Source organism: Chryseomicrobium palamuruense (assembly GCF_042649045.1).
Lineage (GTDB): Bacteria > Bacillota > Bacilli > Bacillales_A > Planococcaceae > Chryseomicrobium > Chryseomicrobium palamuruense.
The window spans coordinates 39,974-56,882 of record NZ_JBHSEF010000016.1 but is presented as its reverse complement, the minus strand read 5'-3'; the positions used below and the strand labels follow the sequence as shown (position 1 = coordinate 56,882).

General features: G+C 36.9%; 12 protein-coding genes and 2 pseudogenes. 1 reads left to right on the top strand and 13 read right to left on the bottom strand.

Going from position 1 to position 16,909, the window contains the following annotated elements; genetic code table 11:
- Window positions 1–2: 2 nt before the first annotated feature.
- The 3 genes from ACFO0S_RS06770 to ACFO0S_RS06760 all read right to left on the bottom strand — a co-directional run bounded on the left by ACFO0S_RS06770 (window position 3) and on the right by ACFO0S_RS06760 (window position 6,984).
- Complete coding sequence (locus tag ACFO0S_RS06770; RefSeq protein WP_378141039.1) at window positions 3–2,525, bottom strand: DEAD/DEAH box helicase; 2,523 nt, start codon at window positions 2,523–2,525, stop codon at window positions 3–5.
- 9 nt (window positions 2,526–2,534) lie between these two features.
- Complete coding sequence (locus tag ACFO0S_RS06765) at window positions 2,535–4,838, bottom strand: site-specific DNA-methyltransferase (RefSeq protein WP_378141038.1); 2,304 nt, start codon at window positions 4,836–4,838, stop codon at window positions 2,535–2,537.
- A 1,021-nt stretch (window positions 4,839–5,859) separates the two neighbouring features.
- Entirely contained in the window at window positions 5,860–6,984 is a 1,125-nt protein-coding gene (locus ACFO0S_RS06760; RefSeq protein ID WP_378141054.1) for an IS4 family transposase, read from the bottom strand.
- Window positions 6,985–7,164: 180 nt separating this feature from the next.
- Here ACFO0S_RS06760 and ACFO0S_RS06755 point away from each other — a divergent pair, with 180 nt between their 5' ends.
- Window positions 7,165–8,154 (top strand): AlbA family DNA-binding domain-containing protein, encoded by a 990-nt coding sequence (locus tag ACFO0S_RS06755; RefSeq protein ID WP_378141037.1) that lies wholly within the window; start codon window positions 7,165–7,167, stop codon window positions 8,152–8,154.
- 146 nt (window positions 8,155–8,300) lie between these two features.
- On the opposite strand, the pseudogene ACFO0S_RS06750 reads toward ACFO0S_RS06755, so the two are convergent.
- The 10 genes and pseudogenes from ACFO0S_RS06750 to ACFO0S_RS06705 form a co-directional block, all read right to left on the bottom strand.
- A pseudogene (locus ACFO0S_RS06750) lies at window positions 8,301–9,040 on the bottom strand (TCP-1/cpn60 chaperonin family protein); the annotation flags it as partial.
- A 126-nt stretch (window positions 9,041–9,166) separates the two neighbouring features.
- Window positions 9,167–10,303, bottom strand: a complete 1,137-nt coding sequence (locus ACFO0S_RS06745; RefSeq protein ID WP_378141036.1) for a zinc-dependent alcohol dehydrogenase — start codon at window positions 10,301–10,303, stop codon at window positions 9,167–9,169.
- A gap of 23 nt (window positions 10,304–10,326) precedes the next feature.
- Window positions 10,327–10,689 (bottom strand): spore coat protein, encoded by a 363-nt coding sequence (locus ACFO0S_RS06740; protein WP_378141035.1) that lies wholly within the window; start codon window positions 10,687–10,689, stop codon window positions 10,327–10,329.
- A 17-nt stretch (window positions 10,690–10,706) separates the two neighbouring features.
- Window positions 10,707–10,910 (bottom strand): spore coat protein, encoded by a 204-nt coding sequence (locus ACFO0S_RS06735; RefSeq protein ID WP_378141034.1) that lies wholly within the window; start codon window positions 10,908–10,910, stop codon window positions 10,707–10,709.
- 477 nt (window positions 10,911–11,387) lie between these two features.
- Window positions 11,388–11,540 (bottom strand): annotated as a pseudogene (locus ACFO0S_RS06730) (hypothetical protein); the annotation flags it as partial.
- 76 nt (window positions 11,541–11,616) lie between these two features.
- Window positions 11,617–12,450, bottom strand: coding sequence for a GNAT family N-acetyltransferase (locus ACFO0S_RS06725; RefSeq protein ID WP_378141033.1), 834 nt, complete (start codon window positions 12,448–12,450; stop codon window positions 11,617–11,619).
- A 76-nt stretch (window positions 12,451–12,526) separates the two neighbouring features.
- Entirely contained in the window at window positions 12,527–13,945 is a 1,419-nt protein-coding gene (locus tag ACFO0S_RS06720) for a serine hydrolase domain-containing protein (protein ID WP_378141032.1), read from the bottom strand.
- 57 nt (window positions 13,946–14,002) lie between these two features.
- Complete coding sequence (locus ACFO0S_RS06715; protein WP_378141031.1) at window positions 14,003–14,857, bottom strand: MurR/RpiR family transcriptional regulator; 855 nt, start codon at window positions 14,855–14,857, stop codon at window positions 14,003–14,005.
- Window positions 14,858–14,888: 31 nt separating this feature from the next.
- Window positions 14,889–15,872, bottom strand: coding sequence for an ABC transporter ATP-binding protein (locus tag ACFO0S_RS06710; protein WP_378141030.1), 984 nt, complete (start codon window positions 15,870–15,872; stop codon window positions 14,889–14,891).
- Entirely contained in the window at window positions 15,869–16,900 is a 1,032-nt protein-coding gene (locus tag ACFO0S_RS06705; RefSeq protein WP_378141029.1) for an ABC transporter ATP-binding protein, read from the bottom strand. The genes ACFO0S_RS06710 and ACFO0S_RS06705 overlap by 4 nt, the downstream gene beginning before the upstream one ends.
- Window positions 16,901–16,909 lie beyond the last annotated feature (9 nt).

Here is a 16,909-nt window from a genome sequence, read left to right as displayed (position 1 = left end):
AATTATTGTGTTGAGTAAGCATCAAATATGGTATTTAAATGATCATTATTTGTAACTGATTTAATCTGCTGAATCACTGCATCATTTGTAAAATCTAATCTTTTTAGTCCATTTTGATCCTTCCTAATTAATTCAATCCTTCCGAAACTACTCCAATGAAGCTCTGCAAAATTAGCTAAACCTATAGCTTTTTTATAATTATCTTGTAAACTATCGTTGTGAGGTTCTAAAATATCCACAATAAAATCCTCTTCCACTTTTCTTATAACTATAAAGTCAGGAAACATTGGTCTAAGTTTTCCATTATCCATATATGGAATTCTTAAGGACCAGTTTTTTCTATCATAATTTCTTAACCAACATACAAAATCATGGCGTGAATACTCTTCTAAAATTGTATCCTTTTCCCAGTTACTTTGGAAATCACATGCGTAGTTTCCTTCACTATCTATAAATATGTGATGTTCAGTTGGTGTGGCATCTTCACTAATTTTCACATAAATATGTGCCGGTGTTTCGAATTGCTTTATTTGCGGCTCTTTAGCTTGCCCTTTTATTCTGGTATATTTTACTCTTTCTGAACTAATTAACTTATTAATTTTGTTTTGATTGGTAGAAAAAAGTTCACTAACTCTTTTTCCACAAACTTTTTCAAGCTTGTTAAATACTGCTTCTTCTTGAAGTGTCAAGAATAGTTCAACTTTTGCTCGGTCGTAATCATAACTATCACTAAACTTTGACCAGTACTCCTCATGTAAACCGTACCCTAATCTTCTACCCGATCGATTAAATAATTCGCTAATATTTTCTGATGTAAGTTCAACTTTTATAGGCTCACCTTCTAACTGTTTCCAATCCCCCTGTTCTACAGTAACAGGAATAACTGTAATCTCATCAGAATAGTCCATTCTTTCCGCAAATAGTTTATCCTCTTCTAATAGCCTTTCCTTCTGCTCATTTATTGTATTAATAATTAGATTTTTTGAATCTTTCAAGATGTTTTCATCGAAACCATTTTCACTTCCATGTATTGTGGACATTAAGGTCGAAAGCTTCATGAGTCTTCTAACATTCGAAGTTTTCCTAATGCTCTCAATTTCATAGGTAGGTATCTGATTTAATACTTTTATTATCTGATCATACATTGGATTAGGTTGCAAAAGTGTCATACCACTCCCTTCTTCTATTTCTGGTGCAACGCTATCATCATCATTTTTTAAATAGGTAATTATTTCCTTAGTAGCGTCAGAATTATAATGTGGTAGATATAAGGCTACAGTATTAAGCAGCTCTTGGCCTTCAATTTCTCTAGCCAGTGGAGTCCTCACCATTCGACCTATAAGTTGGGAAATAAGTGTATAGTCATGAGCTTTTCTAAATGACATCATAACTTCAGCTCGAGGACAATCCCATCCAGTCGTTAAACTCATTTTAAAAAATACAAATTTTATATGTGTTTCTTCTTGTATTTTAGAAGCTTCAATCTTATCAATCTTTCTATTAGATATTTGAATTGATAAATCTTCTTCAAAGCAGTGAGCCAATTCATCATCGTTTAATTCTCCTACTTCTTCTTCAAGAATTTTCACTACTTTCTCTAAGTCCGTTTTTGTTATATTACTATCGTCTCTATCTTCAACTTGAATAATCATTGCAGGGGAAACATAAGGTATTCCTTGCGTCTCACTGTACCTATCCCATTCCTCTTTCATTAACTTCCATTTTCTGGCAGACTCAGCTAAAAGTGACCAATCCGATGAAAGACCTTCATCAGGATGCCAGATAATTATTTTATCCTTGAGTAAACCAGAATCTTTAACTTTAGTTGGGCTAATATAAACTTCTCTTTGAATTCGTCGATGAATACCAGTTGTATCAGCTATTAGCTTTCGAAAGCGATCAGGCGTTGCAGAAATTCCCAGAACCAAACTTATAGGATCTAAACCCACCAGTGAATCACCCAATAAAAACTTTTGAACAATTGATTCGGAAAGAGTTTGATCCGCTTTTGTTCTGTTTGTCCCTCTATGCGCTTCATCAATAATAAGATAGAATTTATCTTTTAACTTTGCATGAGTATTATTAATAGTCTCCCAAATCGTATTGGTACGGTGATCACCTTTATTACCAAGCAACTTATCTTTACCTAATTTTTGAGTATTAATGAAATATAATTTACCGCTATCAAAATATTCCTGATCGAATGAATTGGTAATCACATTTACATCATTAATCCTAAATCTATCTGATAAATTTAAAACCTTTTTCTTTGATTGTTCGTTTAACTCTGGAGAATCCGACACCCAAAGGAAAACCGCATCTCTTTCACTAGGTATTAAATCAGTACCATTAAGAATGGATTCCATGGTCGCTGTTGTCATTACTGTTTTACCGGAACCAGTAGGTGAAGAGAGAACAACTGCCTGAGAAGTACCATTTGTTTTGATCTCTCTTTTTGCTTGCGAGAGTTGTGTTAATAAATCTTCTGTTGCCTCGTCTTGGAAATTTTTCAATCCAATATTCATAAGTTATATTTACCTCCAATATCTGTTGATTTCAAAATTCTTTAAATAATTATGGTATAGTCTCATAACTTTATTTGTTGAAAATTCCGATTTCATTTCAAAGAATGCTTCTTCAGAATTAGTTACAATAAAAATTGTAATGTTGTTAATCTCATTTACTTTCGAATGAAAATCCCTAAACTTATTTTCCTGTAGTAGTATCGCTAATGAACCATCTTCACTTATCAAATACGGTATTCTTTCATTTTCATTATATAATTTTTGCGGATTACCTTTAGCACCAGCCATCATCCACAAAATCGGTAATATTTTATTGAATTGTTTACCTAGTGCGACTTCATTTGGATCTAGAAAATCTAATTTAAAGTATGCTAGATTCTCTTTAAAGCCTTTTGAAAGGGGCATCTCTTCATCCTGTAATATTACATAGGTTCCAAGGCTTTCTTGGATTGCCTCTTTTATCACTCTGAAAGCTGATGAATTTGTAGTTGCAATATAAAAATTTGTCAGATTGACTTTCCCATCAATTTCCTCTAAAAACAGATCCACCTGAGTATCATCAAACAAGATACACTTATTATTTTTTTCATCAACAAAGAATGGCGTTGTAGCTTTAATTTTCGTCTGAGTTATTCCAACTAAGGAAACCAATTGCTTTTTCAATTTACCATTTAACGTCTTACCATCAACAAAACCGAGCTGAGTAACTTTTCTTGTTTTTTCTAAAGCTAAAGTTTTACCTGTAGAATAGAATCCCTCTAAAATATCTCCATTATCTCTTTTTCCATTTAAGATAAATTTACTACGAGGGAAAGTTATTGCTCTACAAATTCCATTTTTGTCCCACTCAGGATGTCCAGGATATAGACCTTTTTTTTCTAACGACTTTCCTTCTTCCTCAGATACTTCATTGTTAGTAATTAGAATGCTTTTTCGTTTTCCACCATCAGAAGAATTTAAAAGTGCTAATGCATTAAGAGTAGTTCCGCTTCCTGCAAAAAAATCTAAGACAAATGCTTCTTTTTTATCTTGCAGAACAGCTTCTAATGCATCGTATACAGTATATAAAGCTTTTGGATAAGGGAAATCAGCTGATTCTCCAAATATCTTCGCTAATAAATCTGTCCCATGTGTACCCGCATTATATCTAGATCCATACCAATTACTAAACACAGGACGATATTTTGTATTAGATTTTTTTATAACTTTCAAAGAGAAGTTTGGAGTACATTTAATTAGATTTTGATCAATTTTTTTTATCATTGATGAACGTTCATACCGCCACACCCTCTGACTGTTATCTTTTTTACTTATTGGATAAATCCTCTTATAGCCCTCTTCAGTATCATCTGTAGAAAATTCATCATCTTTCCCTAGTTTAGGCCCCACACCTTTGATTTCTAATGTTTCAGGATCCACATGAATAGCATAAAAGCTATTTGGACGACCAAACCTGTAATTTCTGCGATCTCTACCACTTCGAGCTAATGACCACTCTTCTGCTACCCCTTCTTCTCTTTTACCTTTGAGCACTTTCTTTCCCTTTGGTGTCAAAAATAACGCATATTCATGGGTCCTAGAAATATTATCACCACCAGCACCTTGTGGATGGTGATTAACAATTACTACATTACATTCATGACCGGGGAATATCTCTTCTAACAGTACTATAAGATGTGCAACTTCATAATCATCAATAGCTATAATTAATGCTCCATCATCAGTTAATAGATGCTTTGCTAGATTAAGTCTCTTTTTCATAAAACTAAGCCACTTGCTATGTCTGTAAACATCTTTTTCATCAACAAAGTTATTATTATACTTCCAATCCTTTGATCCAGTGTTATATGGTGGATCTATATAGATACAATCAATTTTATTCGGATAAACATATTCTAGGAGTTGAAGAGCATGAAAATTGTCTGCTTCAATTAATGTATGAGTTACATCTGAGTCGTTATCAACATAGTCCATTGGAATTAATGCAGGAAATATCGGATCTCCAAACTTTTTAACCCCAAATACTTCATCTAATCTAACTGAGATTATAGACCGATCTTGTTCACTTCTTAATTCTACATCATCATTATTGATTTTTTTTACTCGATATAAATCTGTAATTTTTCCTTTTTTTAAAGCTACTAGCGATTTCACAATAATTTTTGAATTATAAATAGGAACAACTTCTGGGATATGCTGTTCAAAAACTAGTCCGAACTGCGTTTTTTCTTTAAGTTTTTTTACCTCATCTGAAATCGTTTTCCGTAATTCATTGTCGGTAATTTCTAAAATTTTATTTTCAATAAATGCCATTTTTATTTTCCTTTCTTCAATTTCTTGAAAAAAATTGTATAGATATATTGTAACAGCAATATAGAAATTGTAAATATAATAAGAACGTACGTTCTTAACAATGAATTTTATATGATAATTTTACCATAAAAACAATTTACTGAAATTATTTTTCCAATGTAAGTGTTTTCATGGTTTATGGTATTTCATTTTTTCATTAATATTAAAAAGACCCGCCAGGTGGTATGCGAGTCTTTTTCGTTAGCGGATGATTACACAATATCACCCATACATCTATTTAAGGCAAACAGCTGCCGATTAATAATGAGATGTCTAGTATACTGCTTTTGTTGTTAAAAATAGAGAATCAATTGATGATGTTTTAAAGTACTGAACGAGTTACCTTTGTCGGATCGACAATACTGCCTCCATCATGTAAATCCATTCGAATGTTGTTCCGTTAATACTCATTTCTTCACGTTACAATTAATTTTTGTTACACTTACTAATTTATTTAAAAGTTATTACTAATGCTTGAAACATTAAGTATGAAAAATACTATTTCTATAACTAATCGAGTGACTTTTCTTTAGTGCCATTAAGCATTTAAAGCACCTTTGTCAATCCTTCTACATTTTCACTAATACATGACATCAGACATGGATCCTATCTCTTAAAGTATATCTTTTCAGAACGTTAGTTAAGATTGTTTATAGAATTCGCAATTCTCTCAAGTAAACCGCTTTCTTTCAATGAGTCTTATATTCTTTAGACCGGCTGCCTAGTTATCCGTGTTGGGTACCTACTAGGGAACTCAAGGTCGTTCCTACCAACAATCTTACTCGCTCTCTTTCAAAGATTTTAAATGAATATTCTATTTACTTACATTTTAAATCACTAGTGTCGCATAAATTAGTTGAGAAAATTCAGTTTTCTTTTATTCGTTGAAAAAATTAAAAACGAACAGACATACCGAAAAAGGTAGTCAACATCCATTTTTTTACTATAAACTGTGGCATTTGCAGTTAGAAGCTATTCACCCTTACGGGATTGATCCCCCTTTGATCTTTCGTAGCCAGATGTAGGCGGATTTCCAAGGTGCCGCTCGTAGCCATCGACTGATCTGTAGGTAACTCCTTGGACTGTTCGTCTCAAGCTGTGCGAGAACATGGAGGCAATAGACGATCATGGCGATATACACCTGGTTATGCACAGCCTGTTCGCTCTGTCCGTAGAACTTTTTGATGTTCAGGTGCTGTTTCATCCACTTGAAGAACAGTTCGATGGCCCACCGTGACCTATAGAGTTCCGCTAGCTCGTCTGCGTCTATATCAAAGCGATTGGTGATTAGTTCCAATGGATTCCCCTTGGAATCCAAGACTTTGATGCGTCGAAACACATTCTCTGCTCGATTTTGCGCCGTACCGATCAAGATCATCTCATCAGACAAGACCTCGGAAGCCTCTAGACACTCTAACGGTTGTATTACACGTGTGACAGCGTTCTTCCGTATACGTGATACGAAGAAGAACCCTTCATCTGTCATGCGGTCGAACCGTTCATAGTCCAGATAACCACGATCAAAGACGTACATGCATTCTCTATCATCGACGAGGACTTCTAACTGGCCACGGTCGTGCTCCTTTGCGTTAGTGAGCACTGCCTTGTCGGGATATGAACAACCTTTTTCTAAGAATACCAGCCGCAGATGGAGCTTGACGCCTGACTTGGTCTTTCTGAACTCTGCCCATCGATGACGATTCAGATTCAGTGGCAATGTGGTCGAATCAATGATCTTTAGAGGCGTCGTCGCCTTCTGGCGAATTTCAAAATGACTCATCTTATGGATTTTCGTGACCAAGTCGAGGAAGAGTACCTGAAACACATGCGTGGGAATCTCGCTCAATCGACGTCCTAGTTGCGAGAAGCTGATCGACTCTAGAGCCGTTGCTCGTTGAAGGTCGTCTGAGAACAGCGTGTCGCTTAGAGCCCGGAGGCTCTCTGTCTCATTGAGCTGTGCGAATACAAGCAGTTTGAGAAACGATTCGAAATGTAGCTTCTTTGTATAGTGATTTAACTGATGGGCCTCGACCAGTCCTTCAATTTTTCCAGAAGAAATTGGCGAGAGCCATTGTTCAAATGATGTTTTCCGTGTAAACTTATCCATGCGATTGTCCTTTATTTTGGATTTGGATGGTTTACTACCCGAATCCATTATAGAGGATTTTTTTACGTTTAAAAAATTTACAGACAATTCCGCTTATCGGACAAGACCTACTCATTTTAATGCGACACTAGTGATTTTAAATATCAATTGTACTAAAATCTAAAGTATGGGGTGATTAAAATGAGAAAACAAAAAAGTTTAACTGAAAGAGTAGAGACATTGTTAAATAAAGAAGAAGGTTTGGACGTTGACTTTAAACGTGATAGGAATGGTATCAAACCTGAAGATCTAGTAGCTTTTGCTAACTCACCTTCTGGAGGGACAATCTTAGTAGGTGTAGATGAAGACATAAACAAAGAAGGTAAACAGCGAGGTAAAATTGTGGGTTGCAAAATAAGCGATGGTGAAAAACTTGCACTATTAGGAAAAGCATCGGAATGCCGTCCACCAATAGATATTGAGATAATAATTGAAAATGAGAACACTGATAAACCCTTTTATCGAATTGAGATACCAAGTGGACCCTACAAACCATATTGTACTAATCGAGGAGTATATCAAATCAGAGGTGATGCGAGAAATAATCCAATAACTCCTGAACAACTCCTAAATATTTTTTTAGAGAAAAATAGCTCCGAGTTCTTTGAGAGATTTAAACACGCTACACTTGAACTAGAGTCAAATTTACAAGAATCTCAAAAAGAACTATTCAATTTAAACATTATTTTAGAAAGTATGAACCACAAAGTAAATGAAAATCTATCTTTATTATTAACAGATATTGATTCATTCAAAATTCAAATTGAAAATCAACTTGAACACATATTCTCAAGTGCTGAGGATGCAAGTGATGCTGCAAATGATGCTAACTCAGAAGCAAGTGACATGAATAATAGGCTTAGTGATGTAGAAGCAGAGATGGAAGAAATATATTGGCTGGTTTATGGAGTGCATGAACACTTAAACATCGAGAATCCTAATATTACTAAAGGTAGAATTTTAGTAAAGAGAATAACAAAGCAAATGTATTCTCTTCAAAGTGAAAGTATTGAAATTGTAAAATTAAAAGACCAAGTTTTAACTTATATCCGTGAAAAAAGAAAATTGAAAGTAAATCCTAAATTAATTGAAAAATGGGTTGAAGAACAATATTTTGAGCTTATGAAATGAATGTCATAAAAAGATGAAACTAACTCTGATAAGACGAATGTACACCATCTAAATTACATAAATAAATGTAAATCACCCATTTTCTTATATGCAGCAAAAATGGAATGGATATTTTACTAAGAATTAACTTTATTCAGATGATTACATCATTCCACCATATCCGATATACCTCCCCCAGCTGGTTCTGGGATGTCTGCTACTACTGCTTCAGTTGTTAAGAATAGAGACGCAACGGATGCTGCGTTTTGTATTGCGGAACGCGTTACTTTTGTTGGATCCACGATACCGGCATCCATCATGTTCACCAATTCGCCTGTTGCTACGTTGAAACCGATGCCGATTTCTTCGCGTCTCAAACGGTCTACCACGATCGAACCTTCAAGGCCTGCGTTCGTTGCGATTTGGCGAACTGGTTCTTCCAGAGCACGTAACACGATGCGTACGCCTGTTGCTACATCGCCTTGTACTGTCTCAACAGTTTCTGCTACTTTGTTGTTGACTTGACTAAAGCTGTACCCCCACCCGATAAGATACCTTCTTCAACGGCTGCACGCGTTGCGTTTAGTGCATCTTCAATACGAAGTTTGCGTTCATTTAATTCTGTTTCAGTTGCTGCTCCGACTTTATTCACGGCCACAACGCCAGCAGGTTTCGCTAAGCGCTCTTGTAGTTTCTCTTTGTCGAACGCAGAAGTTGTTTCTTCCAGTTGTGAACGGTTTTGGTTGACGCGACCCGCGATGCGATCAGAGTCTCCAGCTCCTTCAACGATTGTTGTGTTTTGATTCGTTACCACAACTTTCGCTGCGCGACCCGGTTGCGTGATGTTCGGTGACTTCGGCTCAAGGCCTAGGTCTTCTGTGAATATGAATACTTCTGCGCCAGACAATCGTTATATACAACAAATTGATCACTAAATTAGATTGCTCGTATTAAAGATTAAGGAACACAATTATGTCTGAAACCAATAAAAATAAGCACCTCATAAGAGATGCTCAAAATTAACCTGACCTATTTACGGTTTTAGGATAACTTTAATACAGTCTTCCATTTTCGTGTCAAAGATTTCATAGCCATGCTTAGCCTGGTCTAAGGGGAGTACATGAGTGACAATGTCACTTGGATCTACTTTACCTTCAGCAATTAAATTATATAAATGCGGCATGTAGTGAATAACTGGAGCTTGACCAGTCCTAATATTCACATTTCGTTGAAAGATGTCACCTAATGGGAATGCATTATAACGTGCCCCGTAAACTCCTGTAATTTGGATGGTTCCACCTTTACGAACTGCTTGACTTGCAATGACTAGAGCTCCCATTGCTCCTCCTTGTAATTTCAGACCAGATGCAAGAAATTCAAGGGGCGTCATTTTGCCACTCATTCCTACGCAGTCAATGACTACATCTGCCCCCCCTTTTGTTATTTCTTTTAAATATTCACCACAATTTTCGTGATCTTCAAAGTTAACAATCTCTACTTTATTCGTACGTTTTGCATGTTTTAAACGATAGCCCACGTAATCAACTGCAATAACTCTTTTTGCACCTTTTAACCACGCGAATTTTTGTGCTAACAGACCAACTGGACCGCATCCTAAAACTATTACCGTATCCCCTGCTTTTACTCCTGCATTGTCTACACTCCAAAATGCAGTGGATGCAGCATCTGCAAGCAACACTAAACCTTCGTCCTCGACCTCACTGTTTTCTGGAATCTTAAACGGTGTAAAATTAGCATAGGGAACTCGCATAAATTCTGCTTGACCACCGGGGAACCCTCCCGTCGTGTCTGAGTAGCCAAAATATGCACCCATTTCTCCATTGTCATTCGCATTGTCGCACTGACTTTCTAATTCATGATTACAGAACCAACATTGACCACATGCTATATTAAAAGGGATTATAACACGGTCCCCTTTTTTTACTTTCGTAACATCCTTCCCGACTTCTTCTACAATTCCCATAGGTTCATGCCCAATAACATAATCCTCTCCAAGGTTTGGGATCATCCCATGAATTAAGTGTAAGTCTGACCCGCAAATGGCAGTAGTAGTTAGTTTAACGATAATATCATCCGCTTTTTGGATGCTTGGGTCTTTCACGTTTTTCACTTCAACATTTTTAACACCTTGAAAAGTCACAGCTTTCATTAGTTAAATCTCCTCTACATTCATTATTTCACAGGTGGACTTGGAAACATTCCTTTCCGATTTGTGACTCCCGGAAATAGATCCAGATTAGCTATATCTACTGCATTTTGAGCGGATTTAATATCCAATTGTTTTTGAAGTTCCAAATCATATGGGTTTAGCCATTGTTTTTTCATCATGAGATCTGCGATTTCGAAATATAAGGCAATGGTTACATCAAGTTGTTCCTGTAATAACTTTCTAATTGTAGGTGTTGCTGTTTCTGTCAAAGCAATTGAAAGATTTCTAACCCCCGTTTTTGCAGATAGCAAAAATTCAAGGGCTATTCCTGAATCAGTAAGTTCAGGCATCCCAACAGCATTTATAGGATCTAAATAATCATTCATACGAACCCGACCTCCGATTATTCTAATTCAGAATTTGAATAGAGTTTTATCATTGCAGTTAAAGCTGGTATCGATTGTTTTACATCCTTCTCCAACAGCGCTTTTAGATCTTGATCAAAAACGATACCTTGCATCATTTTAGATTTAAGTAAGCATACGGTCTTAAAATTTATTACTTCATGAAATTCCAAAGTTTCATGAAGTGCTAATTTTTTTTTCAAACATTCCTCCACCTCCGCATCTTTTCATCCCTTTAAGGTTGTTCCGAAAACGATGTTTATATTCAGAGGAATTGAGGTCCTTAAATTCATGAATGATGTTTCCAAATGACATACGTGGCAGAATTACTCGGGAAAAAGTATTGATCTATGAGCATGTAAAAGTATAAATGAAGTCTACATACCGTTTAAATTTTAAAATTCATCACTATAAGACTTAGTTCGGATTTAGCCATCAACGAAATAGAGAGTTTGATGATACGAACAGTTTGACCATTATCTCTTCAATTCGGAAACTATGGTAGTTAAAAAGAAATCCTCAACTAGTGGTCTTTATAAAACCAATAAATAAAATAATTTCTTGTTTTCGTATTATTTTTTTTCACAAAAAAAGACCCGCATCTCTGCGAGTCTTTCCTCGAGGAAGAATGATTACATCATTCCCCACATACCACCCATACCGACCATATCTGGCATACCGCCGCCAGCAAGTTTTGCTAAGCGCTCTTGTTGTTTCTCTTGGTCGAACTCAGGCGTTGTTTCTTCCAGTTGAGCACAGATTTGATCGACGCGACCAAGTTGCGTGATAATCGCTGACTTCAGCTCTAGGCCTAACTCTTCTGTGATCACTTTTGTGATATCATGCAAGTGATCATAGGTATTAAAATATCCTGCTGTTTTTTTATAACCCACTCTTCTATTTGTTGTATCATGTATGTGCCCCACTACTCGTTTTCTCTCTCTGTAAAATGTAATAGTTCATCGCAGCATCGTCTTTGTGGCGGATGACATCAACCACCCGATACCCTGATGAAAATGCCTTTTCAAAAGCTTCACGCAGTTCATGTCTCCAGAGTTGCGCTATCTTAATGCTTTGCTTTTTGATGAAATGAATGTCTTTGGGAACTGCTACTGCATAATAATCATCCACCAACTCCTGCAAAGTTCCGATCGGTGATATGAGGCCGCCAGCCACTGCTTCACCATCTACCAAGAGGTCAATCACGTCAAGGTCCACTTCCGTTCTTTTCATCAACTCTTTTTCAGCTCCATGGACATCCCATTCAACCAAAAAACGGTCAGCGGGCATACCCTTGTTGATTTCGTCCGTCATTTCACCGTAATACTCCTTGTAATAAGTACGAACATATCCCCCTAGCTTGTGTATATTCAAATACCCATTTCTTGACTCCAAAGGATCGTATGTCCAAACAATTTTAGTGTAACCATAATCAGCAGCCCAGGATTTTTGCGATATCTTTAGGCTTTCACCAATTCCCATGTTTCGATATTCCGGATGAATGCCCATCATATGTGAAATGAGGAGGTTTTGGCTCTCTTTGAAACCGGCAAATCCATAACAAAATCCTACTAATTTTTCTTCATCGAATGCACCAATGACAACCCCGCCATTATGTATGGCTGCAATTAAGTGGGGCAACATCGTTACACTTTCAATGCTCCAAATCCATTCCTGAAATTTTACGATTTCTTTTAAACGTTGAATATCGGTTACTTGTCGATAAACAATAGATGGAGACATGATTGTATCTCCCTTCCATAAAAGTCTTTTCTTAAATAAAATCCTTAGCTATACGGGATAGCTAAGGATGAAGAAATTAATGAGTTTTTGGGAATTGACGATAATGATAAGCGACTCTATCTATTTTCCCTTCGGAATTTCGCACAAAACGAATAATTTCTTTTTGGTCATTAACATCAGCTAAAAATAAATCTTTCCCTATACTTTTTACCGGGAAATTAAAGCCTGGCACTGAAAATTCAAGGCTATCTTGCTTTAAATCCACTGTGAGTTTCATACCCTCGTTGGATACGTATTCCCCCACGAATTCAGCCAATTCTTCTGCTGTATGTGTATAATCATCGAATTCTACAGGAGATGCATCGAACTCTCTTCCCTCATATACATTCAATGCACGAGCCATGATTGCTGAAGCAGGTACTGCTGCCAGGTTTGTAAGGATCATGGCGCTGACCCCTCTTTCCGGAATGACACATAGCTGTGAAGCAATCGCTTTTAAATTGCCTCCATGTTCCACTAATGTGCCGCCATAGTAATCCGGTGTAATCATCAATCCATACCCGTAATATCGACCCGGGGAGCACTCTATGTGAGGTTTAATCATTTCTTGGACACTTTCTTCAGAAAGGATTTGGTTATCCCCGACTTTTCCATTGTTTCTGAAAATCTCGGCATACTTCAACATGTCTTCTACCGTCGATTTCAAATAGCCAGCAGCTCTCATTGAGGGTGAATCCCACCATACGGGAGCTTCATACACTTCCTCGCCATTTTCGTCTTTTTGAATGGCGTAGAGTGATGTGATATTATCGTAGTCTCCGAATTCTTCTATTAAAAACCCTGAATGATTCATGCCTGCCGGTTCCAAAATATGTTCTTTCACAAAATCTTCATAGGATTGCTCGCTAACACGAGCTATGATGGCACCTAATAAAGCATAGCTGTCATTCGAATAACTAAATTCGTTACCGGGATCGCCTAACAATTCAAATTGCTGCTTCCCAATAAACTCCATCAGCTCTTCAAATGTATCGATTGGTCCTTGTTCTTCTTCTTCTTTCAACTTGAGTCCTGGATAATCGTTTACAGAAGGATCGCTATCAAAGCTTCTTTTATTTGCGTACACCAGAGATGGGAGCGGCGGTAAACCAGCTGAATGAGTCATGAAATGATGGATCGTCATTTGATCTGTTTTATCTGTAGGAGTCTTGAATTCAGGCAAATACTTCACAATTGGATCATGTACATTTAGCTTGCCTTGTTCCTGCAGCTGCATGATGGCAACACAGGTAAAAGATTTTGTGACGGATGCAATGCCATAGATAGTTTCCATGGTTACCGGCTTTTCCTTCTCAATATTACGATAACCAAATCCTTTGCCATAAACCAATTCACCATCCTGAGCAATACCAATAGCTACTCCTGGAATGAGGTACTTGTCAATCAACTGCTGTCCGGCATTTTCAAATGGCTTCATTTCCAATGTTTTAATCATCTCAACATCCCCTTATTTTTTAAATTTATATAAAAAAAGCTGTAAAAATCGTGAATATCATTCTCTTTTGTTATAAAACGTAGGATATACATCACTTGTCCGTTGGTATTCTTCAAGTCTTTTTTCAACCTCTTGACTATTTTTAATCATTACACCTGACACCATAGCGTTCAGAATAGAAAAAATAGTTGGCATGCCTTTCAAGCTTGAAGGATTAGGTGTAATCACATTAAGTGTAATGTCAGACACGAGGCCTAAAGGTGATAATTCATCATCAGTAATCGTAACGATTTGTGCACCATGTTCTTTTGTGGCACTGACAAAAGAGATGGTTTGCTGGGAGTAGCGTCTGAAAGAGAGTGCGATAACCAACCAGTCTTCATCAATCAATGTAAGCAAATGATGTGCGTCGTCGATGTCGCCCTTAAATAAGTACGTATCACCTTTAACAATATTCAAGCTGTAGGACAGCCAATTGGCAGCCGCATACGAAGTACGAAGACCAACGATCAGCACCTTTTTGGAAGCAATGATTTTATCAATCGCCTCATTAAAATGGTCCTTATCCATAGAATCAAATGTTTTTCTCATGAATTCAATGTCTTGTTCCACTGACGCCTGAATATCAGGCGAGTCATGCTTCATTCCATCGGTCAATGCTTTGAATGGATCATTATCAGGCTGGAGCAGCGAATTTCTGATTTCTTCCTGTAATGCTGTATAACCTGAATACCCCAAAGCATGGCAACATCTGATCACAGTAGTTTCACTTGTATTGGTTAGATTCCCGATTTCCTTTGCTGGATATAGAGCAACAGAGTTTGGATTTGCCACGATGAAATTTGCTACACTTTTCAAGCCTTGTGTGAGTTCACTATAATTATCTTTAATTTGTTGCTTGAGTTTTTTCATTGAAATCTCCTTCTAAGTACCCTTAAGTGGATTAATTGTAAGCACTATCATATAAGTGACAGGATACAACATGACCAGGTGAGATTACAATGTCTTTTGGTTTTATTGTTTTGCAAACTTCCATGCATGCATTGCAGCGCGTATGGAATGTACAGCCAGAGGGAGGAGCTGCAGGGTTTGGAACGTCACCTTTCAATGAAATTCTTTCTTTTTTCATTAAAGGATTCGGAACTGGAACTGCGGACATGAGTGCCTGTGTGTATGGATGTGATGGGTTGGAAAATAAATCATCTTTTGAAGCATATTCCACCATTCTTCCTAGATACATGACGCCAATTTTGTCACTAATATGTTTCACTACACTCAAATCGTGGGCAATGAAAATGTAAGTTAAGCCCATTTGTTCCTGTAAATCTTGAAACAAGTTCAAGATTTGAGCTTGTATGGAAACATCAAGAGCTGAAACAGGCTCGTCTGCAATAATTAGAGTTGGATTTACTGCAATTGCACGTGCAATTCCTATACGCTGTCTTTGTCCTCCACTGAATTCATGAGGATATCGGTTGGCTAACTGTCGATTTAAACCTACCTTTTCCAATAATTGAAGGACAATTTCTCTTCGTTCTTTTTTATCCTTCCCAATGCTGTGCGTGGATAATGCTTCCTCTAATATAGAGGCAATCGTTATTCTTGGGTTTAATGAAGCATAAGGATCCTGGAAAACAATCTGCATTTCTTTTCTGAGCTTAAGAAGTTCACCTTTGGAAAGTGACGTTACCTCTTTTCCTTTATATTTGACGGAACCGCTAGTGGGATTGATTAAACGAAGAATACTTCTTCCCGTTGTGGACTTACCGCAGCCGCTTTCCCCGACAATTCCCAACGTTTCTCCTTTTGCTAATTTAAATGAGACTCCGTCTACAGCCTTAACGAATCCTGTATTTCTTTTTAAAATGCCCTTTTGGATAGGGAAATGTGTTTTGAGATCACTGACTTCCAGTAATTCTTCTTTCATGATACTTCCCCTTCCTCTTCAAATAACCAGCATCTGACTTTTTGCTTTTCAATATTGAATAATGGTGGGTTTTCCGTTGAACATTTTTCTAAAGCAAATTGGCATCTAAAACGAAAAGGGCAGCCTTCAGTAATTTCCCCTAAATTCGGTACATTCCCTACAATTGGATCTAATCTATCCTTATTTTCCTCCAAATTAGGAATAGAGTTTAGTAGTCCTAATGTATAAGGATGTTTTGGTTGTGTAAATAATGTAGTGACTTCTGCCTCTTCTACTATCTGCCCGTAATACATAACCATAACCCTGTCTGCAACTTCAGCAACTACTCCTAAGTCATGAGTGATCAACAATATCGTTGTATCAAATTGATCTTTTAGATCATTCATTAAATCCAATATTTGTGCTTGAATGGTTACGTCCAATGCAGTTGTGGGTTCATCTGCAATAAGCAAGCTTGGATTGCATGCCATGGCCATGGCAATCATGACACGTTGCCTCATCCCACCTGATAACTGATGAGGATAATCATTTATAATCTTATCGGGTCTTGGTATTTCCACCTTTTTCAACATTTCAATCGTTTTTACTTTAATCTCTTCTTTAGAAGCTTTTGTATGTAACCTGATTACTTCACCAATCTGCTTTCCGATTTTGTGGACAGGATTTAGCGAAGTCATTGGCTCCTGAAAGATCATGGAAATTTCTTTTCCCCGAATTTGACGCATCTTCTTTGGTGATAGCCCATTAAGTTCTTTATTGTTCAGTCGTATGCTTCCTAAGACATCGCCTGCATGCTTTGGAATAAGTCCCATGATGGAAAGTGATGTTATGCTCTTCCCGCAACCTGATTCCCCAACAAGTGCTACAGTTTCTCTCTTTTTTAGATTGAAGTTTACATGATTTACTGCTCGAACATGACTTTTCTTTTCCGCTGCAAATTGAATCACCAGGTTTTCAACAACTAGTAAATCATCCTCGTCAACAGCTTCTGGTTTTTTTTCTAATAGCTCAAGTAAATTGGTTGTCATAGTCATTAC